At 61.1% G+C, this 25680-nt stretch carries 29 protein-coding genes; 6 read left to right on the top strand and 23 right to left on the bottom strand.

Going from position 1 to position 25680, the window contains the following annotated elements; all coding sequences use genetic code 11:
- The first annotated feature begins 139 nt into the window (after positions 1-139).
- Positions 140-451, top strand: a complete 312-nt coding sequence (locus tag VJS46_RS02985) for a hypothetical protein (protein WP_324057852.1) — start codon at positions 140-142, stop codon at positions 449-451.
- Between the two features lie 193 nt (positions 452-644).
- Here the strand turns inward: VJS46_RS02985 and VJS46_RS02980 are convergent, their stop codons facing one another.
- The 12 genes from VJS46_RS02980 to VJS46_RS02925 form a co-directional block, all read right to left on the bottom strand.
- A complete protein-coding gene (locus tag VJS46_RS02980; protein ID WP_324057851.1) occupies positions 645-1568 on the bottom strand; it encodes a hemolysin family protein in 924 nt (307 codons plus the stop codon).
- 17 nt (positions 1569-1585) lie between these two features.
- Positions 1586-2089 (bottom strand): rRNA maturation RNase YbeY, encoded by a 504-nt coding sequence (ybeY, locus tag VJS46_RS02975; protein ID WP_324057850.1) that lies wholly within the window; start codon positions 2087-2089, stop codon positions 1586-1588.
- Positions 2082-3077 (bottom strand): PhoH family protein, encoded by a 996-nt coding sequence (locus VJS46_RS02970; protein WP_324057849.1) that lies wholly within the window; start codon positions 3075-3077, stop codon positions 2082-2084. The genes ybeY and VJS46_RS02970 overlap by 8 nt, the downstream gene beginning before the upstream one ends.
- A gap of 124 nt (positions 3078-3201) precedes the next feature.
- Positions 3202-4539: a tRNA (N6-isopentenyl adenosine(37)-C2)-methylthiotransferase MiaB gene (gene miaB / locus VJS46_RS02965; RefSeq protein WP_324057905.1), complete on the bottom strand. Its 1338-nt coding sequence runs from the start codon at positions 4537-4539 to the stop codon at positions 3202-3204.
- 10 nt (positions 4540-4549) lie between these two features.
- Positions 4550-5278, bottom strand: a complete 729-nt coding sequence (locus tag VJS46_RS02960) for a lysophospholipid acyltransferase family protein (protein WP_324057848.1) — start codon at positions 5276-5278, stop codon at positions 4550-4552.
- Positions 5279-5407: 129 nt separating this feature from the next.
- Positions 5408-5830: a Fur family transcriptional regulator gene (locus tag VJS46_RS02955; RefSeq protein WP_324057847.1), complete on the bottom strand. Its 423-nt coding sequence runs from the start codon at positions 5828-5830 to the stop codon at positions 5408-5410.
- Positions 5831-5962: 132 nt separating this feature from the next.
- Positions 5963-6382 (bottom strand): MucR family transcriptional regulator, encoded by a 420-nt coding sequence (locus VJS46_RS02950; protein ID WP_324057846.1) that lies wholly within the window; start codon positions 6380-6382, stop codon positions 5963-5965.
- A gap of 96 nt (positions 6383-6478) precedes the next feature.
- Complete coding sequence (locus tag VJS46_RS02945; RefSeq protein ID WP_324057904.1) at positions 6479-6880, bottom strand: GNAT family N-acetyltransferase; 402 nt, start codon at positions 6878-6880, stop codon at positions 6479-6481.
- 89 nt (positions 6881-6969) lie between these two features.
- Complete coding sequence (tsaB, locus tag VJS46_RS02940; protein WP_324057845.1) at positions 6970-7587, bottom strand: tRNA (adenosine(37)-N6)-threonylcarbamoyltransferase complex dimerization subunit type 1 TsaB; 618 nt, start codon at positions 7585-7587, stop codon at positions 6970-6972.
- Between the two features lie 34 nt (positions 7588-7621).
- On the bottom strand, positions 7622-8215 hold the full coding sequence (locus tag VJS46_RS02935) for a malonic semialdehyde reductase (protein WP_324057844.1): 594 nt from the start codon (positions 8213-8215) through the stop codon (positions 7622-7624).
- Positions 8216-8249: 34 nt separating this feature from the next.
- A complete protein-coding gene (locus tag VJS46_RS02930) occupies positions 8250-8825 on the bottom strand; it encodes a NifU family protein (RefSeq protein WP_324057843.1) in 576 nt (191 codons plus the stop codon).
- A 56-nt stretch (positions 8826-8881) separates the two neighbouring features.
- Positions 8882-9808 (bottom strand): PAS domain-containing protein, encoded by a 927-nt coding sequence (locus VJS46_RS02925; protein WP_324057842.1) that lies wholly within the window; start codon positions 9806-9808, stop codon positions 8882-8884.
- 344 nt (positions 9809-10152) lie between these two features.
- Here VJS46_RS02925 and VJS46_RS02920 point away from each other — a divergent pair, with 344 nt between their 5' ends.
- Positions 10153-11526 carry a DEAD/DEAH box helicase gene (locus VJS46_RS02920; RefSeq protein WP_324057841.1) on the top strand — a complete coding sequence of 458 codons (1374 nt, stop codon included), beginning with the start codon at positions 10153-10155 and terminating at the stop codon, positions 11524-11526.
- Between the two features lie 110 nt (positions 11527-11636).
- Here VJS46_RS02920 and cysS read toward each other — a convergent pair whose 3' ends face one another.
- The 4 genes from cysS to VJS46_RS02900 form a co-directional block, all read right to left on the bottom strand.
- On the bottom strand, positions 11637-13121 hold the full coding sequence (cysS, locus tag VJS46_RS02915; protein ID WP_324057840.1) for a cysteine--tRNA ligase: 1485 nt from the start codon (positions 13119-13121) through the stop codon (positions 11637-11639).
- A gap of 180 nt (positions 13122-13301) precedes the next feature.
- Positions 13302-15128, bottom strand: a complete 1827-nt coding sequence (cobT, locus tag VJS46_RS02910; protein ID WP_324057839.1) for a cobaltochelatase subunit CobT — start codon at positions 15126-15128, stop codon at positions 13302-13304.
- Entirely contained in the window at positions 15129-16136 is a 1008-nt protein-coding gene (cobS, locus tag VJS46_RS02905) for a cobaltochelatase subunit CobS (RefSeq protein WP_324057838.1), read from the bottom strand. It abuts the gene before it with no gap.
- A 105-nt stretch (positions 16137-16241) separates the two neighbouring features.
- A complete protein-coding gene (locus tag VJS46_RS02900) occupies positions 16242-16829 on the bottom strand; it encodes a J domain-containing protein (RefSeq protein WP_324057837.1) in 588 nt (195 codons plus the stop codon).
- Between the two features lie 79 nt (positions 16830-16908).
- Here VJS46_RS02900 and VJS46_RS02895 point away from each other — a divergent pair, with 79 nt between their 5' ends.
- Positions 16909-17193, top strand: a complete 285-nt coding sequence (locus tag VJS46_RS02895) for a BolA family protein (RefSeq protein WP_324057836.1) — start codon at positions 16909-16911, stop codon at positions 17191-17193.
- 23 nt (positions 17194-17216) lie between these two features.
- Positions 17217-18119, top strand: coding sequence for a pirin family protein (locus tag VJS46_RS02890; RefSeq protein WP_324057835.1), 903 nt, complete (start codon positions 17217-17219; stop codon positions 18117-18119).
- Positions 18120-18205: 86 nt separating this feature from the next.
- On the opposite strand, the gene VJS46_RS02885 is transcribed toward VJS46_RS02890, so the two are convergent.
- Both VJS46_RS02885 and VJS46_RS02880 read right to left on the bottom strand, forming a co-directional pair.
- Positions 18206-19528, bottom strand: coding sequence for a sorbosone dehydrogenase family protein (locus VJS46_RS02885; RefSeq protein ID WP_324057834.1), 1323 nt, complete (start codon positions 19526-19528; stop codon positions 18206-18208).
- Between the two features lie 48 nt (positions 19529-19576).
- Entirely contained in the window at positions 19577-19753 is a 177-nt protein-coding gene (locus VJS46_RS02880; RefSeq protein ID WP_324057833.1) for a hypothetical protein, read from the bottom strand.
- A gap of 195 nt (positions 19754-19948) precedes the next feature.
- Between VJS46_RS02880 and VJS46_RS02875 the strand changes: the two genes are divergently transcribed.
- Positions 19949-20152, top strand: a complete 204-nt coding sequence (locus VJS46_RS02875) for a hypothetical protein (protein ID WP_324057903.1) — start codon at positions 19949-19951, stop codon at positions 20150-20152.
- A gap of 109 nt (positions 20153-20261) precedes the next feature.
- On the opposite strand, the gene argC is transcribed toward VJS46_RS02875, so the two are convergent.
- The 4 genes from argC to VJS46_RS02855 all read right to left on the bottom strand — a co-directional run bounded on the left by argC (position 20262) and on the right by VJS46_RS02855 (position 23461).
- The gene (gene argC, locus VJS46_RS02870) at positions 20262-21215 is read right to left on the bottom strand and encodes an N-acetyl-gamma-glutamyl-phosphate reductase (RefSeq protein WP_324057832.1); all 954 of its coding nucleotides are present in this window, start codon (positions 21213-21215) and stop codon (positions 20262-20264) included.
- Positions 21212-22063 (bottom strand): C40 family peptidase, encoded by an 852-nt coding sequence (locus tag VJS46_RS02865; RefSeq protein WP_324057831.1) that lies wholly within the window; start codon positions 22061-22063, stop codon positions 21212-21214. Before VJS46_RS02865 ends, argC begins: the two co-directional genes overlap by 4 nt.
- Before the next feature lie 22 nt (positions 22064-22085).
- Positions 22086-22484, bottom strand: a complete 399-nt coding sequence (locus VJS46_RS02860; RefSeq protein ID WP_324057830.1) for a MarR family winged helix-turn-helix transcriptional regulator — start codon at positions 22482-22484, stop codon at positions 22086-22088.
- 107 nt (positions 22485-22591) lie between these two features.
- Complete coding sequence (locus tag VJS46_RS02855) at positions 22592-23461, bottom strand: BadF/BadG/BcrA/BcrD ATPase family protein (RefSeq protein ID WP_324057829.1); 870 nt, start codon at positions 23459-23461, stop codon at positions 22592-22594.
- A 49-nt stretch (positions 23462-23510) separates the two neighbouring features.
- On the opposite strand from VJS46_RS02855, the gene VJS46_RS02850 reads away from it, so the two are divergent.
- Positions 23511-24404: an N-acetylmuramic acid 6-phosphate etherase gene (locus VJS46_RS02850; protein ID WP_324057828.1), complete on the top strand. Its 894-nt coding sequence runs from the start codon at positions 23511-23513 to the stop codon at positions 24402-24404.
- Positions 24405-24411: 7 nt separating this feature from the next.
- Here the strand turns inward: VJS46_RS02850 and VJS46_RS02845 are convergent, their stop codons facing one another.
- Positions 24412-25590 (bottom strand): phospholipase A, encoded by a 1179-nt coding sequence (locus tag VJS46_RS02845; protein ID WP_324057827.1) that lies wholly within the window; start codon positions 25588-25590, stop codon positions 24412-24414.
- Positions 25591-25680 lie beyond the last annotated feature (90 nt).

Raw genomic sequence — 25680 nt, 5'->3', positions numbered from 1 at the left:
CTCCGGCATTGCAGGCACGGCATGACGCATTTTGCGGAACGATCCTCCGCTCATCTCCGTTGGTCACGCATAAACGCCACAAGTGGTGCTCTGCGAGCGCCGGAATGGCGCTGTCCAGAAATGCGAGAGGAGAATTCTCATGCGCAGGTTCATCGTGCCGGGGCTGATTGTCGCGGCTGGTCTTTCCCTGGGCGCCTGCTCAACCAATGACCGTACCTTGCGGGATACAGCGGTTGGTGCGGGCGTGGGCGCCGCCGGTGGCGCCGTGGCTGGCGCCGTAATTCCGGGCGTCAGCGTCGGTGAAGGCGCGGCGGCGGGCGCCGTCGCAGGTGGTGTGATCGGCGCCGTCACTTCGGATGGCCGCCGCTATTACTGGGACGAGCGCGGCGATTGCTATTATGTGAAGGATGACCGCCGGGTCTATGTGGATCGGAAGCACTGCAATCCCTGAGCTTGTTTCGCAAAGCTCGATGTCGTCCCTGCTCAGGCAGGGACGACGGTTCACGAAGTGCCTGAAGTCGGAATCACCCCGCCTCCGTTCGGGTTGAGCTTGTCGAAGCCCACAAAAAGGGAAGCTTCGACAAGCTGAGGGCAAACGCGAAAGAGGTGGTGCTGATTTACTGCACGCTGCACTTGTTTTGCGCTTATTCCAGCTCTTCGTCCCGGGCCGGCGGGTGTAACCGCAGCCGGGTCACGCGCCGCGGATCGCCTTCCAAAATCTCCAGCCGCCAGCCGCTTTCCTCATGGGTCAGCACCTCCCCGGGCTGGGGTACATGGCCCGCAATGATGAAAGCGAGGCCGCCCAGCGTATCCACATCCTCATCGACCTGTCCCAGCGCGGAATCGATGTCGCGAGCCACATCGTCCAGTTCCGCGCGGGCGTCGGCTTCCCACAGGCCGTCATCGCAGGGGATCAGGAGCGCCTCTGGCGTCTCGTCATGCTCGTCCTCAATATCCCCAACGATCTCCTCGACCAGGTCCTCGATCGTGACGAGCCCCTCGGTGCCGGAATATTCGTCAAGCACGATGGCAAGGTGCGTCCGCTTTGCGCGCATCTCGGCGAGCAGGTCCAGCACGCCCATGGTTTCGGGCACATAAAGCGGCTGCCTTATAAGTGAAGAAAGGCTTTTGGGTGGCTCCTCTCTGCTCGCAAGGATGGTGAAGGCGTCGCGGATGTGGATCATGCCCACAATTGTGTCGAGGCTCTCCTTATAGACCGGGATGCGGCTGTGGCCCGCTTCGGCGAACAGGGCGACCAGCTCATCGAAGCTGGCACTTTCCTCGATGGCGATCATGTCCGCACGCGGCACGGCGACGTCATCTACCGTATGCTCGCTGAAATGCAGCAGATTGCGGAGCATCTGGCGCTCCAGCGAGGTCAGGTCGCCATTGGTGGGCTTGGCGCCGTCATCTTCCTCATCATATTCGTCGATGGCTTCTTCCAGCTCCTTGCGGAGGGAGTGCTCGCTTTCATCTCCGAAAAGCAGGGATCGAAGGCCCCGCCATAATCGCCCGCCTTCGCTACTGTCCGGCTCTTTCTGGCCGGCTTGGCTACTGTCGTCAGCCATTGAGTATCTTGCGTCCTTTATCTGTCGCCATAGGGGTCGGATATGCCGATGGAGCGGAGAGCTTCGGTTTCAAGCGCCTCCATTGCCTCCGCCTCGGCGTCTTCCATATGGTCATAGCCCAGCAAATGGAAAGTCCCGTGAACAATAAGATGTGCAGCGTGATCGGCAACTGAAATATTCTTTTCGGCCGCCTCGCGTATGCAGACGCAGCGCGCCAGCACGATGTCGCCGAGCAGGACCTCGCCGTCATCGCTATTGCATTGGGCCTCCAGAAGATCAGCCTGCACCAGAGGAAAGGAAAGCACGTTCGTAGGCTGATTCTTGCCCCGGTATTGGGCATTCAACTGCTGCACTTCCGCATCGCTGGTGAGTTTTACCGCGATTTCGAACATCGCCTCCATGCCGATATATTCAGCATAGGGGCTATGCGCGATCGCCGCCGTTACCGCTCTGGCGGCGATGTCGTCCCAATCCGTATCTCCGGGCCATACGCCGTCATTCTGCACGGCAATTTCAAGCATCCTTGCCCTCATAGGCTTCGACGATACGGCCGACGATCGGATGGCGGACGACATCGGACGCGCCGAAGCGGACCGTGGCAATGCCGTCGATCCCCTCCAGCTTGCCGACGGCGTCGGCAAGGCCGGATGCGCCCGGCACCGGCAGGTCTACCTGCTTGGGATCGCCACAAACGACCATCCGGCTATTCTCGCCGAAACGGGTGAGGAACATCTTCATCTGCGCCGTGGATGTGTTCTGCGCTTCATCCAGAATGATGAAGGCGTTGGCGAGCGTCCGTCCGCGCATGAAGGCGAGGGGAGCGATCTCGATCTCTCCGCTCGCGATGCGGCGCTCGACCTGCTCGGCGGGAAGCGTGTCGTAGAGCGCGTCATAGAGCGGGCGGAGATAGGGATCCACCTTGTCCTTCATGTCGCCTGGCAGAAAGCCCAGCCGTTCCCCCGCCTCGACTGCGGGCCGGGAAAGGATGAGGCGGTCAACCGATCCTGTGATGAGCTGGCTCACTGCCTGTGCGACCGCCAGGTAGGTCTTTCCGGTGCCAGCGGGGCCAAGGGCGAAAATCACTTGATCCCGGGCAAGCGCCTCCATGTAGCGGATCTGGGTGGCAGAGCGCGGGACGATTGTCTTCTTGCGCGTGCGGATCATGACCGTTGGCGGCTGGCTGACATCGGTGCGGATGATGCCGTCGAGCGTGGGTTCGGCGGACATCGCAATCACGGCCTCGACCGCGCCGCCGTCAATTTCCTGGCCCTTCATAAGGCGATTGTAGAGACCCGTCAGCACGTCGCGGGCGCGGGCGGTCGCCTCGGCATCGCCCTCTATCTGCAGCTTGTTGCCCCGCGCAGCGATATAGACGCCGAGCCGGTTCTCGATTGCCACAAGATTCTGGTCATATTCGCCGAACAGCGCGCCCAGAAGCTGCGGCTTGTCAAAGGTGACCTCAAGGCGCCCGCGATCGCCGGCTTCTGCCTGCACCTGCTTCTTCGCCATTAGCGCTGGCCTCCTTCCTCTTTGTCATTCCCGCGAGGGCGGGAAGCCATCTCCTGAACATTCGGCAAAGGGGCGGTGTCGGGAGATGGGTTCCCGCCTTCGCGGGAACGACGGAATTCTGGCATCAGGCAGCTTTCCTCTTCTTCAATTCGCCATGCAGGCTGTTGGGACCCGCTGAAACTATGTCGACCTCGATCATGTCGCCAATGGCCGCGCCTTCGCCCTGCACATGAACCGATTGGAGCCAGGGCGACTTGCCGACAAGCTGGCCCGGAAGGCGGCCGGGACGCTCGAGCAGCAGCGTGGTGGTCCTGCCGACCGTCGCCTGGTTGAACTCCAGTTGATGCTGGTTGAGCAGCGTCTGCAAGCGTTGAAGCCTCTCGTCCATGATGGCCGCCGGAACCTGCTCTTCCATGGTTGCGGCTGGCGTGCCCGGGCGTGGGCTGTATTTGAAGGAAAAGGCGTGGGCGTAGCGCACGTCCCGGACAATTTGCAGCGTGGCTTCGAAATCTTCTTCCGTTTCCGCCGGGAAACCCACGATGAAGTCGCCCGACAGCGCTATGTCCGGCCGCACCCTGCGCACCTTGTCGAGCACGGTGAGGTAGCTTGCCGCACTATGGCTGCGGTTCATGGCCTTGAGAATGCGGTCGCTTCCCGCCTGCACCGGCAGGTGGAGATAGGGCATCAGCTTTTCCACCTCGCCATGTGCGGCGATAAGGCCATCGGTCATGTCATTGGGATGGCTGGTGGTGTAGCGGATCCGCTCGAGTCCAGGCAGGCGGTCGAGCGCTCGGATCAGGCCGTCCAGCCCCTGGCTGTGCCCCTTGCAGTCCTCGACGCTCCAGGCGTTGACGTTCTGCCCGAGCAGCGTGATCTCCCTGACGCCGCCGTCGATGAGGGCCTTTGCCTCATCCATGATGGCCTGCCAGGGGCGGCTGATTTCCGCCCCGCGCGTGTAGGGCACCACGCAATATGTGCAGAACTTGTCGCAGCCCTCCTGGACCGTCAGGAAAGCGGTAGGCCGCTTTTGAGCGGTGCGGTCGGGAAGCGCTCCGAATTTGGACTGGGCCGGCATGTCGGTATCGAGCGCCATTTCGCCCTGCTGCGCCTTTTCGATAAGGCCCGGCAGCCGGTGATAGGCCTGCGGCCCCACAACGATATCGACATCCCGCGCCCTGCGAGGAATTTCCGCGCCTTCCGCTTGGGCCACGCAGCCCGCCACAGCGATCATAGGCCGCGTGCCATCTTCCCTGCGCAGCCGGCCAATATCGGAATAGACCTTTTCAGCCGCCTTTTCCCGAATATGGCAGGTGTTAAGGACCACGAAGTCCGCCTCGGCACCTTCCTCTGCTGCGGTCATTCCTTCGGCAGCGAGCATTTCGGCCATGCGCTCGCCATCATAGACATTCATCTGGCAGCCGAAGGATTTGACGTGGAAAGTTTTCGGTTTTTCGCGAGTCATCTTCATTCATCTATACATGGGCCATGTCCGCCGCGATAGGCGGCAGGCAGGCGGCGATCCTTTTTTGCGCCTCCGCTGCGATCGCCTTCCGGTTCGGAAAGTCGCGCGGGTCGAAAGGTTCCAGAAAGCGCAGCGTGACCGGCAGATAGCCTTTCCTGCCAAGAATGCGGCTCGCATTTGCTCCTGCAGGCTCATTATTGAACCAGGCGATTTCCGGCGCGGCGTCCCCATAGTCGATAAATACGGGTTGCACCAGCATGTCGCGCGGGGGAGGGGCCATCACCGCCAGAAGCGAGGGTTTGAACGGCAAAAGCGCTGTGCCATCGCCGGTGGTCCCTTCAGGAAAGATGGCGATGGGCTGATGACTGGCGAGGGCCTCCCGAAGCTGGTCCACTTGGCGGTGGACGTGGCGGCGGGCTTCACGGGACACAAAGATGGTATGGTTCTGCTCGGCGAGCCAGCCAATGACCGGCCAGCCGGCGATGCCGTCATGCGCCACAAAGGCGCAGCCTCCACGGCCGCCAAGCGCCAATATGTCGATCCAGCTTATATGATTGCTGACATAGAAGGCGTCATGGCCGAGCGGCCTTCCCGCGACACGCACCCGAGCGCCCGCCGAAAAGGCCCCCAGAGCCAGGAAGCGGGAGGGCCAGTGCGAGGGACGCCGGATCAAGCGGCAGAAAAGATGCGGGGGAAGGCAGAGGATCAGGCTGAAAAGGAGCAGGATGATACGCCGCATGCGGCGCAGCTTTGCTTTCATGGCCGGCAATTCGTTCCTGTCCCCGTCATCCGATTATCTTATGATCGCTGATGAATATATACCCCAGCTTGGCAGGGAGGACCATGCGCAACTAGGCTCGAACTCTGCTCAACTCTTGCGGTCGATCGACACGCCATATAGTTCCATCCGGTGGTCGACCAGGCGGAAGCCCAGCTTCTCCGCTATCCGCCGCTGGAGTTGCTCCAGTTCTGGATCGACAAATTCTATGACATTGCCGGTTTCGACATCGATCAGGTGATCGTGATGAGATTCAGGCGCGGCTTCATAGCGCGCCCGGCCGTCGCCGAAGTCATGCCGCTCCAGAATACCGGCCTCTTCGAAAAGGCGGACCGTGCGATAGACGGTCGCGATCGAAATGCCAGGATCGATCGCATTGGCACGTTCGTGAAGTTTTTCGACGTCGGGATGATCCTCCGCCTCCGACAGGACACGCGCGATCACCCGGCGCTGCTCGGTAATCCGCAGACCCTTTTCCGCACAGAGCGCTTCAACGTCAATTTTCCGATTCATTACCACTCGCAGTCCGATTCCTGAACATGGTCAGGACTAGTCCTTTTTGCTTCCGCCGGAAAGGCGGCAAATGGGCAAGGGCGGGACGCATATATGACGCCCCGCCTCCCGAGAACATTCCTGTACGAAAGATTACTTCGTCCTGCGGCGGCGTTTCGTGCCAAGCCCGATCTTCTTGGCCAGGCTACGGCGCTGTTCGGCATAGTTGGGCGCGACCATCGGATAATCGGCCGGAAGATTCCATTTCAGGCGGTAATCTTCAGGCGTCATCTGATAGTGGGTCATCAGGTGACGCTTCAGCATCTTCAACTTCTTGCCGTCTTCCAGGCAGACAATATAATCGGGCTTCACTGACGCGCGAACGGAAACGGCTGGCTCCTGTTTCACTTCAGGGGCGGCTGGCGTGCCGGACAGTTGCGACAACGCTCCATATACATTCTGAATGAGCAGCGGCAGATCCGAGACGGCTACGCTGTTATTCGACACATGGGCGGCAACGATATCCGAAGTTAGGGTGATCAGCATTTCGCCCTGAGCGGACTGTTCTTCCATCTTGAAGCTCCTTTATGATTTCTTGGCGACCCCTGCCGTGCTTCTACACGGCAAATATTTAGGCAATTACCCGAATAACTTTTTACGCTTGGAATTTCAAGCCTTTTTGTTCTGGTCCGCCAAGTTCATCGTAAAGCTATGAGCATCAAAGAGCTGGCCGTCCCGTCCCCGATAGTAGGCCCGGCGAGTATTGCTATGCACAAAACCTGCGGAGCGGTACAAATCAATCGCCTTGTTTGTGGCGCGCACCTCTAAATGTACAAGGCCGATGTTCCGCAACTTGGCCGCGGAAATAGTATCCAGCAGCAGCGTCCGGCCCACCTTTTTCCTTTGCCACTCAGGATCGACGGCCAACAGAAGCAGTTCGGCTTCATCCAAAATCGAGCGCATCAGGCTGAAGGCGACGATCCGTTCGCCTGCAACGGCAACGGTCATCCAACTTCCCGGCATATCGAGCATGCCTTCCACCTGGGATCGCGTCCAAGCCTCTCCGTACATGGGGTCGAAGGCTCTTTCCATGACCCCCATGATGGCGCTCAGATCGGACTGGACGCCGGCCCTGCAGAGGATTGGGGGAGGGATTTCGCTCATGCCATCGGGCGGGCATCCGCCCCACGGCCATAGATGGGACGCGGCGGCAGAGTTGCGAGGGATGTTGGCAGGATAGGGTAGTTGGCGGCGTCAGGATGGCGCGAAATTGCTTCGCCGGCACCGCGCGCGTCCACCAATGCTGCAGCGCCGGTGCCAAAGACATGATGTTCGCTCAGGGTGCGGGCCAGTTCCGTAATGGGCGTGGATGCCGGCTCACTCAGCGGCTGAAGCTGTTTTCGTTCAAATATCTGCCAGAAGAGCTCTCCATGGCCGCCCGTTATAGCGACTGCAATGTCCTTCTCGCCACAACCCTCGGACCGAACAGCCGCTGCGATCATCGAAAGGGCGCTATATCCGGTCAGCTCGCTATTCCAGGCGAAGGCCAGTGCACGCGCTGCCGCAATACCGATGCGGACGCCGGTAAAGCTGCCCGGTCCCACGTCCACGGCGATGCGTTCCGCTTTGCCTTGGTCCGGCAGGGCAGCAATCATTGGCAAAAGACGTTCGGCATGGCCACGGCCAACGACCACATGATTCTGCGCCACAAGCGCTCCGTCGTCGAATAGCGCGACCGAACAAGCCTCAGTCGCCGTATCAATCACCAACGTCCGCAAGCGCCATCCTCAGACTCGATCCATCCCGAGCCAGTTAATCGATGCGATTGAATTTTCCAAATTCCGGCCTCGGCCCCCGCGGGCGGACGGAGCCAGGGTCGCCATAGCCGAGCGTGGAAATGAAGTTGGACTTGTAGCTCGGCTGGTCAGCGAAAAACGCAGCATCGACCTTTGCGTTGTCAAAGCCTGACATGGGGCCGGTGCCAAGCCCCAATGTCCGCGCCGCCATAATGAAGTAGGCGCCCTGGAGCGTGCTGTTGCGAAAAGCGGATTGCCGCCGCAACTCCGTGTTGCCTTCAAACCAGCTTTTCGCGTCCACTGCCGGGTAAAGCTCTGGCAGATGTTCGTGGAAATTCTCGTCCATTCCGATAATGACGCTCACTGGCGCCTTCAATATTTTGGGCGCGTTATTGGCGCTTGCGCAGGCGGCAAGCTTTTCCTTGGCCGCGCTGCTGACGCACCACACCAACCGGGCGGGCAACTGGTTAGCCGAGGTGGGCCCCCATTTCATCAGGTCCCAGATGGCATGGAGGGTTTCCGTGGCGACCGGCTTGTCCAGATAGCCGTTGAAAGTGCGGGCTTCGGTAAAGAGTTGAGCGCGTGCCTCGGCGGAAATCGGCTGGTTCAATCTGCGTCCCCTTTTCTATGTTCGTTTCGCGCCGTCACACGGCCCGGACTTCTGTTACTTCCGGTACATAATGCTTCAGAAGCTGCTCGATGCCATTTTTGAGCGTGGCGGTGGAGGAAGGACAGCCTGAACAGGCCCCCTGCATGCGGAGATAGACTTTCCCCTTGTCGAAGCCGCGATAGATGATGTCGCCCCCGTCATTGGCGACTGCCGGGCGGACGCGCGTTTCGATCAGTTCCTTGATCTGCTCAACAATCTCTGCATCGGCTGGATCGTCTTCAAAGTCCTGATCATCGGCCGGCACGTCGATGCCTCCTGCCGTCCCGGGCCTGAACAGCGGCATGTTCGCTGAGAAATGGTCCAGCAAGATGCCGAGCACATCGGGCTTCAAGTCGCTCCACGAGACGCCGGGCGCTGCGGTTACCGAGATGAAATCGCTTCCGAAAAAAACGCCTTGCACGTCGCCAAGCGAGAAAAGCGCGTCGGCAAGCGGAGAGGCTTCGGCCTCTTCAGGAGTCGCAAAATCGCGCGTGCCCATGTCCATGACCTTTCGGCCGGGGAGGAATTTCAGGGTCGCCGGATTGGGCGTGGCTTCGGTTTCTATCAGCATGGCTGCTATTTGGGGCCGTGGGCCACAAGGATCAAGTAGGGATTTCTGCGGCCCCCTCAGCGCATGGGAAGCGCCCCCATGGAGTCGTCCAGTATCGAAAAGAGGACCGATTTGATCTTGTCGTGCATCTGCATGGGTGCCAGGAAAAGGCGGATTGATACTGCACCCCGGTCACGCGTGACGATGTCGGCGCGGCAGCAGACCGGTCCTTTGCCCGCCAGTACATGCGAAACATGCAATTCGCACCGCCGCCGCGAATCTTCTTGAAACAGTCCGCAAAAGGCCGCTCCGGCGAGATCGACCGCGCGTAGGCGGAGCAAACGGGTCAATGAGGAGTGGATCTGGATAAGCCTCCCCTCAATGTCGATCTCACCCACTGCGCAGCCACGCATCATCGACAATAATTGTTCCTGGGCCTGCCGCCGGGCATTCAGCTCTTCTGTTTCCGTTGTTGAGGTAATGTTCGTGGCGAAAAAGGCGCCCCCGCCGGGGAAGGGAACAATTTCCGCCTGGTGATGACCGCCCGCTGTCAAAGCGATGGTCATGCTGCCGCCCAGTCCGCTCCCGAGCATCTTCTTGGCGGAACTGGCGATCCGGCGACCGGCTTCCCCAGGGAAAAGCTCATGGAGCGCAAGCCCGGCAATGTCCGCAGGGTTGCGTTGGAAGAAGGCCGCGGCCGCGCCATTGATCCGCACGACATTCTGATCCTGATCGAACTGGATGAAGAGACCGGGAATCGTCGCGAGCACTATGTCGAGTTGCGCCCGCAGCCTTGCCTCCCGTTCGTCCTGGCTGCCTTGTGCCGCAAGCAATTCGCCATAGCGTTCCAGCGACAATAATATGGAGCGGGGGCGTCCATGGTGGAGGATGGTTACTGGCTGTTCATTGCTGCGGTCCTGCCAGACCGAGAAGTGCCGCACGATCTCTGTGGCGGGAACCATTTGCCCGCTGGCCAGGCTTTGCTTGCGCCGGGTGCTCGCCATGTGACTGGCATAGCTTTTTTCCGGCTCCGGTTTTTACGGATTGGGACCGAATTGGAGATAGCCGAGCCCAGCCATTTTGCACTTCTTCCCAAAGCCTTGACTTCCAGCCTTGCAATCCACCCATGACTCAGCCATATGCAGCGCCGCGCAGCAAAGAGCGGAGGACCGCTCTGGAGCAATTGGCAGCGTGATCGCCCGCTTGAGATAAAGCGGACCGGCCAATGACTAGGCGCATTGCTTTGAGGCTTCCCTTTCACGCGGGTCGTTTCGTTACCCGCGAAGCTTGGACGCACGCCCGGACTGGGCCTGTGGCCAGGTTCCCGCCTGTTTGAGAGTAAACACAGTTGACCAATTTCACGGATCTTGGCCTTGCCGAGCCCATTTTGAAGGCCCTTTCGGCCAAAAATTACAATGATCCTACCCCCATCCAGAAGCAGGCCATTCCGCCGCTTCTGGAAGGCAAGGACCTTTGCGGCATCGCGCAGACCGGCACCGGTAAGACGGCGGCTTTCGCGCTGCCGTCGCTGCACTATTTTCATGAAAATCCGAAGCCCAGGCCGCTTGCAAGCTGCCGCATGCTGGTGCTCTCCCCGACCCGCGAACTGGCAGCGCAGATCGCGGAAAGTTTCCGCACTTATGCCCGTTTCATGCACCTGTCGGTGGAGACCGTGTTCGGTGGGGTACCCATCGGGCGGCAAATCAAGAAGCTTCAGGCCGGAGTGGACATTCTGGTCGCAACGCCCGGCCGTCTGCTCGACATCATTGATCAAAAGGCATTCCACCTGCGCGACGTCGAGATTTTCGTGCTCGACGAGGCGGATCAGATGATGGATCTCGGCTTCATCCAGCCCTTGCAGCGGATCGACAAGCTGTTGCCCCGCAAGCGGCAGAGCCTGTTCTTTTCCGCCACCATGCCCAAGGCGATCGCCGAGCTTGGGGACCGCTTCCTTACCGATCCGGTGAAGGTCAGCGTCGCTCCCCAATCAACCACGGCAGAACGGGTGCGTCAGTTCGCCACCTATGTAAGCCAGGCCGAAAAGCAGGCGCTGCTGACACTGACCGTCAAGAGCGAACCCATTGACCGGGCGCTCATCTTCACCCGCACCAAGCACGGGGCCGACCGGGTGGTGCGTTTCCTGGAAGGTGCAGGGATCGAATCCGTCGCCATTCACGGCAACAAGAGCCAGGGCCAGCGGACAACGGCGCTCCAGGCTTTCCGCCAGGGCCGGGTGCGGCTGCTCGTCGCGACGGATATCGCGGCGCGGGGGATCGACGTTTCCGGCGTTTCCCATGTGATCAATTTCGAGCTGCCCAATGTCCCTGAGCAATATGTCCATCGCATCGGCCGCACCGCGCGCGCCGGGGCAGAGGGCATCGCGATCAGCTTTGTCGCCGATGATGAGCGGCAATATCTAAAGCAGATCGAGCGGACAACGCGCGTGCGGTGCGAGATCGTGCCGCTGCCCGAGAATTTTGCTGAAGCAGTGCGCAATCTTCCCAAGCCGGCTCCCGCCCGCAAGTCCGGCGGCCGGCCCGAGGGGCAGAGAGCAAGGGACGATCGTCCTCGCGCTCACACCGAAAGCCGGGGCCGCCCTGACCGCGCCCACCGACAGGAAGGTCCCCGCCCCGAAGGCGAAGGCCAGCCCAAGCGCCCCTTCCGCCGACGGAAGAATGTAGGCGCGCATAAGGGCGCGGTGCGGAAATTCGGTGAGCGGTAGGTAAGGTCGATCCTTACGGTCGTTGAGGAAAAACAGCCGTCGTCTCTGCCTACGCAGGGACGACGAAAAACAGGTCAGGTGGAACGTTTCACTTTCCCCCGTTTTTGCCGTCAATCCAGCACCACCGCCCATTCCCAGCGCAACGGATCGCCGTCCATCACTTCGACACCCTTTACGGCCAGGGCGTCGCGGATGGCGTCGGAGGTGGCGAAGTCCTTCGCCACCCGAGCGGTCTGGCGGCGGTCGAGCTCTGCCTCAATCTCCTCCTCGGAGAGGATGGCATCCTTCGGCCGGAAGCGCAGGTCAGCGCGGCTGATCGTCAGCAGTTTGAGGCCGAGTGCCAGATCCATGGCGGCGGCAAGGCGGAGCTTGTCGTCCACCGGAACCTTCTTCATCGACAGCGCCTCCTCCAGCAGGGGCAGGGCGCGCGGAACCATGAGATCGTCGCTGAGTGCTGCGTCGAATTGTTCAAGCAGTGGCTGGAGCTTTGGATGGAGGCCGGTAACCAGTGCCGCTCTGTCCTGCGATTGCCACGCCGTTTCTTCCGCCCGCGCCTTCAGCCCCTCGACGGCCATGATCATGCGCTTGAGCCGCGTGAGAGCGGCCATCAGAGTTTCAGGCGAGAATTCCAGTTCGCTCCGGTAATGCGCCGACAGGCACAAGAGGCGGTAGGCGAGGGGATGGACGCCCCGGTCGATCAGCGAGAAAAGGGTGGTGAAACCGCCCTTTGACTTGGACATCTTGCCGCCACGGTCGACCAGGAAATTATTGTGCATCCACCAGTTGGCGCCGGTCTTCGCGGTGCCGGTATAGGCCTGGTTCTGCGCGATTTCGTTGGGGTGATGAATTTCGCGATGGTCGATCCCGCCGGTATGGATGTCGAACTGCTCGCCCAGATATTTCATGCTCATGACCGAGCATTCGAGATGCCAGCCCGGCGCGCCCTTGCCCCAAGGCGAGTCCCATTCCATTTGCCGCAGTTCGCCCGGAGCGGACCTGCGCCAGATGGCGAAGTCGCTCGGATGGCGCTTGCCCTCGACGGCTTCGATGCGGGCATGGGCCGCGTCATCGCGCCCGCCCGCCAGCGCGCCATAATCAGGAACGCTGGTGCTGTCGAAATAAAGGCCGCTCTCAAGCTGATAGCAATGTTCTGGCGCAATGCGTTCGGCGTAGGTGAGCATATCGCCGATATGATCCGTCGCCACGGACCATTTGGCCGGTTCAATGATGTTGAGATCGCCGATATTCTGCTTGAAAGCAGCCGTGTAGTGAGCAGCGATATCCCAAATGCTTTTCGCCTGCGCCTTCGCAGCCGCTTCCATCTTGTCGTCGCCCGCATCCGCGTCTGAAGTCAGGTGCCCGACATCCGTGATATTGATGATGTGCGTGACCTCATACCCCTTCCAGAGCAAGGTACGGCGCAGCGTGTCGGTGAAGACATAGGCGCGCAGGTTTCCAAGATGGGCATAGTTGTAGACCGTCGGGCCGCAGCTATAGACCCGCACATGGCCGGGGGTGATCGGCACAAAGGGCTCGATCTGGCGCGTTAGGCTGTTGAAGAGGCGCAGCGGCGCTCCGGTGGGGGTCTCGGTCATGGGGGAGTCTTTGGGGGTGTCGGCGGACAAAATCAACGCCCTGTTGAAAGTTCAACAAGCCTGCCCGCAAAATCAATATTTGGTCGAAAGTTGGGTAAGCGGCCAGCGAAAGCGTCTTGCATAAATCCGTTCCCCCTTACTCCGTCGTCCCTGCGCAGGGACGACGGAGGAAGGGGGCACTTAGTCCTCGTCGAACAGGCTGGCGAGTTGCTCGACCATGGTGCCGCCGAGCTGTTCGGCGTCCATGATCGTGACCGCACGCCTATAATAGCGGGTCACGTCGTGGCCGATGCCGATCGCAATAAGCTGGACGGGCGAGCGGTTTTCGATCCAGTCGATCACCTGACGCAGATGGCGCTCCAGATAGGTGCCGCTGTTGACCGAAAGCGTGCTGTCGTCCACGGGCGCGCCGTCGCTGATGACCATCAGGATACGGCGGTCCTCTACGCGGCCGATGAGGCGATTATGGGCCCAAAGCAGCGCTTCGCCGTCAATATTCTCCTTGAGCAACCCTTCCCGCATCATGAGGCCAAGATTGCGTCTTGCGCGGCGCCAGGGCTCGTCCGCCTTCTTGTAGATGATGTGGCGCAGGTCGTTGAGACGTCCGGGCTGCGGCGGACGGCCGGCGGCCAGCCAGTCTTCGCGCGATTGCCCGCCCTTCCAGGCGCGGGTGGTGAAGCCCAATATCTCCGTCTTGACGCCGCAGCGTTCCAGCGTCCGGGCAAGGATGTCCGCGCTGATCGCGGCAATGCTGATCGGGCGGCCGCGCATGGAGCCTGAATTGTCGATCAGCAATGTCACCACTGTGTCGCGGAATTCGGTGTCCCGCTCTGCCTTGTAGGACAGGCTGTGCGTGGGATTGACCACCACCCGAGCGAGACGTGCTGCGTCGAGCAACCCTTCCTCCTGATCGAAATCCCAGGAGCGGAGCTGCTGCGCCATCAGCCGCCGCTGCAACCTGTTGGCGAGCTTGGTGACGGCCCCCTGCATATGCACCAGTTGCTGGTCGAGGAACCCGCGCAGCCGATTGAGTTCGTCCTCGTCGCACAGTTCGTCCGCAGCGATGATTTCATCATAGGTGGTCGACCAGATCTTGTAGTCGAACTGGGCATTGAGGTCCGCGGGCGGGCGGTTGGGACGGACGGGCATCATGCCCTCCTCGCCCATGTCGCCCGCGTCGCTCTCGGCGTCCGAATCGAACTCCTCGCTATATTCCGTTTCGGTCTGGTCGCCTTCGCCCTTATCCTGCTGCTGGCGGGAATCTACAGACTGGTCGCTGTCGCCTTGGCCCTCCTGATCCTGGTCGCCATCCTGCTCGTCTTCGCCTTCCTGCTCTTGCTCCTCGGACCCTTCATCTTCGGCCTGCTCCGGCGGAACTTCGGCATCAACCAGTTCAAGATGTTCAAGCAATGCGGTGCTGAGTTTCTGGAACGCCTGCTGATCGTCGAGGGCTAGACCTAGAGCGTCGAGATCGGAGCCGGCCTTGTCCTCGATCCATTCACGCACCAGTTCGACACCGGCCCGGGCGCTTTCGGGGGGATGTTGCCCGGTGAGCCGCTCGCGCACGATCAAGCCCACTGCCGTCGACAGCGGCACCTCATTCTTGCCCCGGGCCCGGCTGATCGGGTCGGAACGCATCCGCATGTCGAGCGCGTGATTAAGATTGGCGGCAACCCCGGCCATCTGCCGTGAACCGATCGCCTCTACCCGTGCCTGCTCCACGGCATCGAAAACCGAGCGGGCGATGGCATCCGCCGGGGCGCCCCGTGCGTGCAGCGCCGCATTATGATGGCGGACCTTCAGAGCGTAGCCGTCGGCAAAGCCGCGCGCTTGGGCGACCTGATCGGGGGGCAGGCTACGGGCGGGCATGGGCACGCGGATGTGCTTTCCCGCACTATGCGGCGGGTCCGCGCTGAAGTTCAACTCCACCTCGGGGTCCGCAGCCACCGCCCGCGCCGCGCCGCCGAGAACAGTTTTGAACTCATCCAGGGCAGAGCGTTGGGTCACTTATCCGGCACGCCCCACAACGCTCTCAGGCAGGTCTTCGCCGAACACCCGCTGATAATATTCCGCCACCAGCGTCCGTTCCGCCTCGTCGCATTTGTTGAGGAAGGACAGGCGGAAGGCAAAGCCCACGCTGTTGAAGATGAGGGCGTTCTGGGCCCAGCTAATGACGGTGCGCGGGCTCATCACGGTCGAGATATCGCCATTGATGAAACCGCGACGGGTCAGATCCGCCACCTTGATCATGTTTTCGACAGTCTTCTTGCCGCCCTCATGATCATATTCGCCGGATTTGGCCAGCACGATCTGCGCCTCGGTCACGGCGGGCAGATAGTTCAATGTCACGACGAGGTTCCAGCGGTCCATCTGGCCCTGGTTGATCTGTTGGGTGCCATGATAGAGGCCGGTCGTATCGCCCAGCCCGATCGTGTTTGACGTCGCGAACAGGCGGAACCAGCGGTTCGGCCGGATGACCCTGTTCTGGTCGAGCAGCGTCATCTTGCCGTCTGTTTCCAGGACGCGTTGGATCACGAACATCACGTCCGGACGGCCCGCGTCATATTCGTCGAAAACCAGGGCCACCGGATGCTGGAGCGCCCAGGGAAGCAGTCCCTCCTTGAACTCCGTCACCTGCTGGCCGTCGCGCAGGACGATCGCGTCGCGGCCGACAAGGTCGATACGGCTGATATGAGCGTCCAGATTGATGCGGATGCAGGGCCAGTTCAGCCGGGCCGCCACTTGCTCGATATGGCTCGATTTGCCAGTGCCATGATAGCCTTGAACCATCACGCGGCGATTGTGCGAGAAGCCTGCAAGGATCGCCATCGTGGTGTCGGGATCGAACACATAGGCGGGATCGATGTCCGGCACGCGCTCATCAGCTTGAGAGAAGGCTGGCACCTCCAGGTCGATGTCGATGCCAAAGCACTTGCGCACATCGATCATCCGGTCGGGCGCGTCCATCAGCGTCTCGGCGCGCGTGTCGGGCTGGGCGTTCGGGATATCGGTCATGTGAGTCTCACTTTGAATGTCCTTCCGCCCTAACGCACTTTGGCGGAGCATGTCGATATTTTGCAGTGCACCCTATTGTGGCTTCCAGTGCGCTAAATAATGCGCTCAGGCAAAGGCCGGAGCCTTTTTCAGGTGGGTATAGGCAGAAATCACATCCTGCAAAGCCTTCTCAAAACTCCGGTCCCCACCATTTTTGTCTGGATGATATTTACGGACCAATTCGGTATAGCGGGCCCGCAAAGCCTTTCTGTCCGCATCGGGTGGTAGCCCAAGTGTTTGCAGTGCCTTGCGGTCATCGCCAGACAGGGGCTTGTCATCCTGGCGTGCTCGCGCTTCCTTCAGCCTCTCCTGAAACCTTGCGCCGATGGCATCCAGTGGATCAGTAAAATCCTGCCAGCGGGGAGACGGGGAGGCGGCGTTCGATGAGAAAGCCCGTGTCTCGCGCTCCCAACCGGCATAGGGCCGCTGCGCCGCATGAATTTCTTCGGCCGTCATGCCCGCAAAATAATTATAGCCCTGGTTGAATGCACGCACATGATCCAGGCACAGCCAGCGCCATGCGCCGGGATCATCCGAACGGCCCTCGCGGCCCCCTTCGGGAGGCGCGCGAAATTCGCCCGCTTCCTCGCAGCCCGCGACGGCGCAGGGTTGCTCCCGTCCGCCGACGCGCCCGTGAAAGCGGCCTTGCCTCACCCTTTGCTCTGTTGGATTGCCTGCCAAAATTGTGCCGATACATGCTTAAAAGAGAAACCAAAGAAGATATATAGGACCGATGACCCAATCATCAAAAGGCCCCGTGGCCACAGAAATCGAACAAAGGCTGCAATCCGCCCTGTCTCCCCTGCACCTCGCCGTCATAAATGACAGCGCCCAGCATCGCGGCCATATGGGCGATGACGGCACGGGGGAAAGCCACTTCACAGTCGAAATCGTTGCGGCCGCCTTTGCGGGACAGAGCCGTGTCAGCCGTCAGCGCATGGTGAACAAGGCGCTTGCCGATGTGCTGGCGGAAAAGGTCCATGCCCTCGCGATTAAGGCGAAAGCGCCGGGCGAATAACCACCCACATAAGGGACGCTATCATGACCGAATTGCCTATCGTTCAGACGATTGTGCCTGTCACGCACGATCTGGGGGACTTCCGCGTTCATCGCGCGCTTCCGTCGCGCGACCGGACTATGGTGGGGCCGTTCATTTTTTTCGATCAGGCGGGGCCGGCGAAATTGGAGCAGGGGCAGGGCATCGACGTGCGGCCTCATCCCCACATCAATCTTGCAACCGTGACTTACATGTTCGAGGGCAGCTTCCTGCACCGGGATTCGCTGGGTTCGTGCCAGTTGATCGAGCCGGGTGCGGTCAATCTGATGACGGCGGGCAGCGGCATTGTCCACAGCGAGCGTTCGCCCGACGAGGACCGGGCGAAAGCGGCGAAACTTTCTGCCATCCAGACTTGGCTGGCGCTGCCGGATGGGCAGGAGGAGATGGATCCGGCCTTTGAACATGTGCCGGAAACGGCCCTCCCTGTGGTAGAGGCGCATCGCGCCCGCGCGCGGGTGATCATGGGAAGCCTTTGGGGCGAAACGGCTCCTGTCACGACTTACGCGAACACCATCTATGCGGATATCAGCCTTCAGCCCGGCGCCGCCATTCCCATCGATTCCGACGCGGAGGAGCGTGGTATTTACCTTGCGGGAGGGGACGCGGCGCTCGACAATCTGCGCCTCAGCCCGATGACGCTCTACGTCCTTCGCCCCGGCCTGGGTGCTACATTGCGCAGCGTTGACGGTGGCCGGGTGATGCTGTGCGGCGGCGAGGCTTTTTCCACGCCCCGCCATGTATGGTGGAATTTCGTGTCCTCAAGCAAGGACCGGATCAAGGCCGCAAGCGAGGACTGGACAGCGGGGCGGTTCGAAAAAATACCCGGCGATGCGGAGGAGTTTATCCCGATCCCCAAGGGAACGCCCAAGACGGTGAGCTATCCATAGCAAAGGGAACTCTCAAAAGCTAAGTTCCGTCGTCCCTGCCTTCGCAGGGACGACGGAACTTCGGCAATAAAGACAGCCTCGACCGGCTATTTGCTCACTCGCCAGATAATCCCGCCGATGTCATCGCTGACCATCAAGGCCCCGGTGCGATCCACCATCACATCGACCGGACGCCCGCGGGCCTGATCCTCTCCTGATAGAAAGCCTGTAAGAACGTCCACCGGCTTCCCCTGCGGCTTGCCCTTTGCATCGAACTTCACGAAAACCACTTTGTAACCGGCAAGCGGCTTGCGGTTCCAACTGCCGTGCAGTCCCACAAAAGCGCCATTGCTGAACCCGTCGCCCAACTTCGTGCCAGTGGCGAATGTCAGGCCCAGCGGAGCAGTATGGGCACCAAGGCCATAGTCGGGCCGGTGGGTATATTCCCTGAGGTCAGGCCGCTCGGGCTGGACCCTTTTATCCTCATAGCCGCCCCAATAATTCCAGGGCCAGCCATAGAAGGCTCCGAACTCAACGCGCGTCAGATAGTCGGGAACCAGATCGCTGCCCAGCATGTCCCGTTCGTTGACGACGGCCCAAAGCTCGTCGCTGCCGGGCTTCCACGCCATCCCGACGGGATTGCGAAGGCCGCTTGCGAAGATCCTGTAATCGCCGGTCTGGGGATTGACCTCCAATATGGCGGCGCGATTGTCTTCCTTGTCGAGGCCATATTCAGCGATGTTGCTGGCGGACCCGATCCCGACATAAAGCCGCGATCCGTCCGGACTGGCGAGCAGGCTGCGGGTCCAGTGGAAGTTCGGCTGCTGCTTGGGCAGGTTCAATATCTTGCGGCCCTTGCCGCTGATCTTCGTCTCCCCTTCCTTATAGGGAAAGGCCATGAGCGCGTCAGTGTTGGCCACATAAAGCGTCCCGTTCACCAGCGCCATGCCATAGGGCGAATTCAGCCCCTGCAGCAGGACGTGCCGCCCTTCGGCCTTGCCATCGCCATCGGCATCGCGCAGCAGCGTGATCCGGTTCGGAGAAGGCGAATCAGCAGCCGCTTCGCCCATCAGGAAACGCATGACGATGCCCGTCACCCCACCTACTTCCCGCGGGGGACTGGCGGTTTCCGCGACCAATATGTCGCCATTGGGCAGACGAAGCAGGGAGCGGGGGTGGGCCAAGCCCTCGGCAAAGCGATCCACCTTCAGGCCCGCTGCGGCGGCGGGCTTTTCACCCGCTTTCCATCCGGTCATTTCGGGGATCTTCACGGTGGGCACCATTTCACGCCGGGCGGCAGTGATGCGAGGCTCCCGGCCGGAAAGCTGCTCCACCGTTAGCCGCGCCGTATCTCCGCGCGAAAGATAGAAGAAGACCCCGACCGCGATCGCGAGACAGAGCAGAAGGAACATGAATATGTGCTTGAGCATGGCGCACTAACTATGCGCTTGTGCGGCAGCGTTCAAGCAGGCGCGGTCTTATTTGTGCCGGTCGCGCAACCACATGGCAAGGGCGATGGCAAGGCCCAGGCCGACCCCCGCCAGCAGTCCGATCGTCGGCTGGCCCATTAAACCTCCGGCGATGACGCCCGTTATACACAAAAGCGCTATGATGGAGCCCGCGCCCCGAGGCGAGCCTGGCTGTTTGTCTGTCATTGGGCTCCTTTGGCATGGTTCAGCATGGGACACCAGATGTGCCGGAACGGGATGGATGTCCCGCTTTGGCATTTGGCTAACGTCGCTTTGACCATCATGCTGCGCTGCAATAGGCGGGACGCGGGAATTGGCACGCGGGTTGAATAGGTTTGCCCCGATCGATCTTCGACATCTTTCGGGAGTTGTGAATTGCTGGTGCCTTATCTGTCTAGCCGGAAGAGTTTCGAGGATGCCCAGGACCTGATTTCCCGCTTCGGCGACAATGCGGGCTTTGAGGCCGCCGCGCGCGCGGATCGCAGCCGGGATCTCGGCAATCACATTCACTTCTGCCATTGGCGCCAGATCGAGCGCCTCATCATCCTGTTGTCAGTGGACGATGTGGTCGGCACGGTGCATTGAAGTCACCTGGACTGTTCAGGCCCATTCGTCTCCGTTCGTGTCGAGACACGTTGCACTGAGGCAATATCCCTCGACTTCGCTCGGGACGAACGGCTTCATTCAGTCAGCCCTAAAGCCGCAGACCGGCCGTCTCTTCTAATCCCGCGAGTATGTTAAGGTTCTGCACCGCCGCCCCGGCCGCGCCCTTGCCCAGATTGTCAAGGGCCGCCACCAGCCGCGCCTGACCCGAGCGTTCATTGCCAAAGACGAAGATCTCCAGCCGGTCCGTCGCGCCTACCTGCTCTATTTCAAGCTTGCCCAAGGCTTCGCAGTCCTCCCTGCTTGCAACCCGCACCAAGGGTGACGCCTCATAGGCAGCCGCCAGCGCCTCGCGCAGCGCCTTGGGCGAGAGTGCCCCAGGCATAGCGCAAAGCTGCAACGGCACTTCGACCAGCATACCCCGGTAAACGCGAGCCACGGCGGGGGTGAAGAGCGGAGCATGTTTGACGCCTGCATGAAGCTGCATCTCAGGCACATGTTTATGCCCAAGGCCCAGCGCATAGGCACGGTAGGCCGTTTCGGCGGGCTGAGGCGCGGTTCCGGCTTCAAACTCCGCGATCATCGCCCTGCCGCCGCCCGAATAGCCCGATACCGCATTGACGGTAAGCGGCCAGTCGGCGGGGATCAGCCCCTCCCGGACAAGCGGCCGCACCAGCGCCAGAAAGCCGGTGGGATAGCATCCTGGATTGGACACCCGCGCCGACCCCGACAGGCGCTGCCGCATATCGGGCTCCAGTTCGGCAAAGCCATAGGTCCAGCCCTCAGCTACCCGGTGGGCGGTGGAGGCATCGATGACCTTGGTCCGGTCATTGTCGATCAGCGACACTGCCTCCTGCGCCGCATCGTCGGGAAGGCAGAGGATCACTATATCGGCGTCGTTGAGCGCTGCCTTGCGTGCCGCTGCGTCTTTCCGCTCGGCGTCGGATAGGGTGATGAGCGAAAGCTCGCTGCGCCCCTTCAGCCGATCACGGATCTCGATACCTGTAGTGCCAGCGGCGCCGTCGATAAATATCTGTGTCGTCATAAGCTGATCCTTCTGCGCGCCAGCACGGGCAGCGCATGCCCATCCTCCAGCCGCTTCACGACATCCGCCAGCGGTTCAGTGGTGACCTGCATCCAATGAGCATTGGCGTGGATCAGCTTCTCGCCGTCCGCCATGAAGCCCACATGGCCCGGGAAAAATATGATGTCGCCTCTCCGCAATTCGCCGCCGGGCTCGATCTCTTCCCCCAGCGCCGCCATTTGTTGGTCGGTATCCCGCGGAGCCGCGACTCCACAGAGCGAAAGGCACAGTTGAACCAATCCCGAGCAGTCGACGCCGTCGCTGCTGCGGCCGCCCCACAGATAGGGAGCGCCGGTAAGCCGCTCGGCAATGCTGACTGGGTCGCTTTCCACGGCGTCCATGGCCGAAAGGTGCCGCAGATGGATGAAGCCGCTGCCTGTCTTCAGGAAGTTGCCCTCTACCTCACCCGCCACCCGGCTCCCCATGGGCAGCCGCGCCTGTTCAGCGGACTTGATATTGGCCTCTGCAAAGACCAAAGCCGCTGGCACCGTTACGACATGGGTGGGTTGGAGCGGTACGCCCAACAGGGACACCGGAACATAGCCGACATAATGGTCGTGCGCGCTGTATCCCCAGGCCCAGCCACCCGCGACGTCAATTGCCTGGAACAATTCGCCATGAAGCAGTTCGGACACGGCGGTCGATTCAGGATCCGCCTTCGAACGGATCGCCGTTCGGGGAAAGCGAAGGGAAAGTGCTTGCGGGCAGGAATAATGGGGCGCGAAATAGCGGCCCGCAAGCGCGACGTCCGCCAGGTCGCCGCGAATGGCGTTGACCCGCCGGTCCAGCGCTATGGAGCGCCCGGTCAAAGTGAAACGGCTCCGGCCCGCCTTAGCTTGCGACCCGCCTTTTACCCCAATGTTCACCGCTTGGTTCAGCGATGAAGCGCTCGAATCCGTCAAGAAAATGCGCCCCTTTCGACGTCCTGGTTATGAAGATGTTGCGGCGGTCCGCTTCATCCCGCTCGCGGCGCAGATAGCCGAGAGCACCCAGCTTGTTCAAGGCACGAGTAATGACAGGCTTCGAAACATTGAGTTGGTCAGCCAATCCACGCACTGTGTGCGGTCCTGGCATGATGTACACAATCATCATCAAGGCCATTTGGCGATTGGTGAGATCGGGCTCCCCCGACCGCACATAGTCGACAAGCGTCCGCATCCAGTTGCCCAGAGCAGGTCCGGTCAACGGCGCCGATTCGTTCAAGTCGGCTTTGGCGCTATGCTTGTTCATGCGCATCCAACGCACCAGATGCGAACCGGTTGCGAAACGGACTGCAAAAAAGGATTTGATCTGGAGGAAAGCCGGGCAGGGTTCCGGGCGTGCTTGGGGAAAACGGATTATTTCTGGGCGGCGCGCGTGCGGGCGAGGAGAATCGCGCCGTCCAGCGGATCCCCAAGCGGTTCGGACAGACGCGCGCGAAGGCTGGCGGCGAGCCAATCCCGCATCCTGGTCGCCACCCCTCCCATGATGCAGCAGCGGGGGGCGCCAAGATCGAAAAGGGTACGGATGATGTTGTCGACGCGCCTGGCGGACTCCTGCACGATCAATTCCGCGATCGTGTCCCCCGCGGTCGCGTGGTCCAGCACCATTGGAGCAAAGGCGCCATAGTCGGCGGGCGTGGCTCGGGTTGTCCAGTCGACGATTTCCCCGGCGGAACCCTTGAACCGGTCCAGTACCTCAAGCGTCATGGCGGAATGCTCAATGCGTCCGTCGCGCGCCCATAGCGCCCGGCGGATGGCGCGCAGGCCAAGCTCGGCGCCACTACCTTCGTCCGAAACCGGAAAGCCATAGCCGCCGATGGTGAATATCCTTTCGCCCACACGGGCAAAGCCGACGCTTCCAGTGCCGACGATAACGACTGCGCCGTCACCGCCGGCATGAGCGCCGAGATTGGCAATTGCCGCATCGCTTGCAAAGGCAATGGAGCGGAAGGGGAATACATGCCCCTTGAGGCCCTCCAGAACGCCCCGGCGGTTGAGCCCGGCCATGCCGAGGCCCGCATATATGCTGGAAATCTTGGCAGGGCCGAGGCCGGCCTGAGTAAGCGCCTGCGACCAGGCCTCCTCAATGGCCAGCAAGCCGCTTGGCAAGCCAGCAGGGGTATTGGCTGGTCCTCCCTTGCCTGTACCCAGCACCTGGCCGTCCCCGGACACGAGCCTTGCCCGTGTATGGGTGCCGCCCGCATCGATTCCGAGATATAATTCCATGATCTGATGGAATATCCTGATGAGCGGTTGCGGCCAAGGAGAGACTGTCATGTCCACGGAAGCAAAGGGCGCCCGCTACGCCGATCTGGACCTTTGGCCGACCAGTGAAGCCGTTATGGCGATGCTGGAAGGCCAGCTTGGCGCGGGTGCAGCGGTGCTGCCGCAGACCGAAGCCATCGCGCGGGCCGCTGACGAGGCGGCCGCGCGGCTTCGCGATCGGAGAGGACGGCTCATCTATGTGGGTGCAGGCACCTCGGCGCGAATAGCGGTTCAGGATGGCGTCGAACTAGGCCCCACCTATGGCTGGGACAGCGAGCGCACGGCCTATCTGATCGCGGGCGGGACCGATGCTCTCCTTTCCAGCGTCGAGGGAGCGGAGGATGATTTTGCGGCGGGGGAGGGCGGGATGCTCGGCTTGGGGCCGGGCTCGAATGATGTCGTCGTGGGTCTCGCTGCGAGCGGGAGGACGCCCTATACCCTTGCTGCTGTCCAGGCGGCGCTTCCGGGCGGGGCCCTGACGATTGGCATTGCCAATAATGGCGGAACGCCACTGCTGCAGATGGTGACCCATCCCATCCTTTTGGACACGGGCGCGGAGGTGATCGCTGGATCCACCAGGATGAAGGCGGGAACTGCCCAAAAAATTGCCCTCAACCTGTTTTCCACTGCCGTGATGCTGCGCCTGGGGGGGGTCTACAAGGGTTTGATGGTCAGTATGCGCGCGTCAAATGATAAACTCCGCCGCCGCGCCGTTGACATGATATGTGAGATTGCGGGCGTCGGCGCTCCGGTGGCGCAGGAGGCGTTGGCGCAGGCGGATGGCGATATAAAGCTCGCGGCACTGATCGCGCTCGGCGGAAACCCTGCCTCAAGCAGGACAATATTGGCCGAGGCAGAGGGCAATTTGCGGAGCGCCATGCGGAATTTCAAGGCCGGAGAGTGAGCTTTGTTCAACGGGTAATGGCAAGGCCCACCCGGAGACGGGTCATGCGTCTGTCATAATCGAGCAGGCTTTCCCCATAACCAACGAAGCTCTGGCCGAATAAGTAGAATTCAGGCCCGCCGCCAAAGAGGCGCGGCAGGGGATAGGACAGTTCGGTGGTCACCGCGCCCTTGCCCGTGGAAAAATTATACCGGCTATAGGCGGACAGGCGCAGGCCGTCATCCTGGCCGATTTGCACGTTGAGGCCGGTGTTTCCGCGGTAGCGCTGGATATCCGGGTTGCCCGCTCGTCCGCCCACCAGAACCCAGGCGCGAGGCGCCAGCATCAGCTTGTACCCGCCGCCAAGATCGAACATGGCATGGGGCGAGACATAGACATTGTTGACACTTCGCCCCAGATCGCCGGAGCGTCCGTTGGATTCATGCTGTATCCCCGCCTGAACCCCCAGTTGGCCATTGGAGCCGAGGGAAAAGGGGCTGGTGCGATAGAAGAGTTCGGGCAGATAGTTGGCATCGCGGAAGGACGCGTCCGAGGCAATGTCCCAGAACAGCCGCTGCGTGAAACCCAGATAAAGCCCATCATTCCAGGATGAACTGTCCGAGGGCGGCGCCCCTAGAAGGCGGTATTTGAAGCTCAGTTGAACCCGCCATTCGCTGTCCTCGGCGGTGCCGAAGACGATATACATTGGCTCATAGGCCGACAGATTGTCGAAAAAGCCGTTCGCGCCTGCCGTCTTGCGCGCTTGCTGGGCGGGTTTTGATTGGGAAGCCAGTTCCACTTTGCCGGCAGTTGGGGACGAGGGGCTCATCGCCACCTGCTGGGTCGCCCAGAGCGGGATGCTGATGAGCGCCGCGCCTTGACCCTGGCCCGGCGGAGGAGTGAAACGATAGCGGGCGCGCGCAAAGCCCTTCGGCGGGACTGCGATCGTCGCGGGCGTATCCGAGGCACGTTCAAGCCAGACCGGAGACGCTTTGCCAAACATGACCTCAGCTTCGACGCGGTCGGGCAGGGGCATGTCCTTGCTGTCGGGACCATTGTTCAGCAGCAGGAGTTCGACGAGGGCCGACCCGTCCCGATCGATATGCCCCGCTTCGCTGATCAGGATTTCGAAGTCGTCGGCCGCCAATGCAGGAGAGGCGAAGGCCATGACGGCACAGGCTGTCGCCCAAGCAAATCCGTGTTTCATCCCCCTTTGTCACTCCATCACTAAATTATGGCAAAGGTAACGATAAGTGGTAGTGGCCAATCAGGCAAGTAATGTCATTTCACCGGTAAG

The organism is Rhizorhapis sp. (assembly GCF_035276005.1).
GTDB lineage: Bacteria > Pseudomonadota > Alphaproteobacteria > Sphingomonadales > Sphingomonadaceae > Rhizorhapis.
This window is presented reverse-complemented; position numbering and strand designations above follow the sequence as displayed.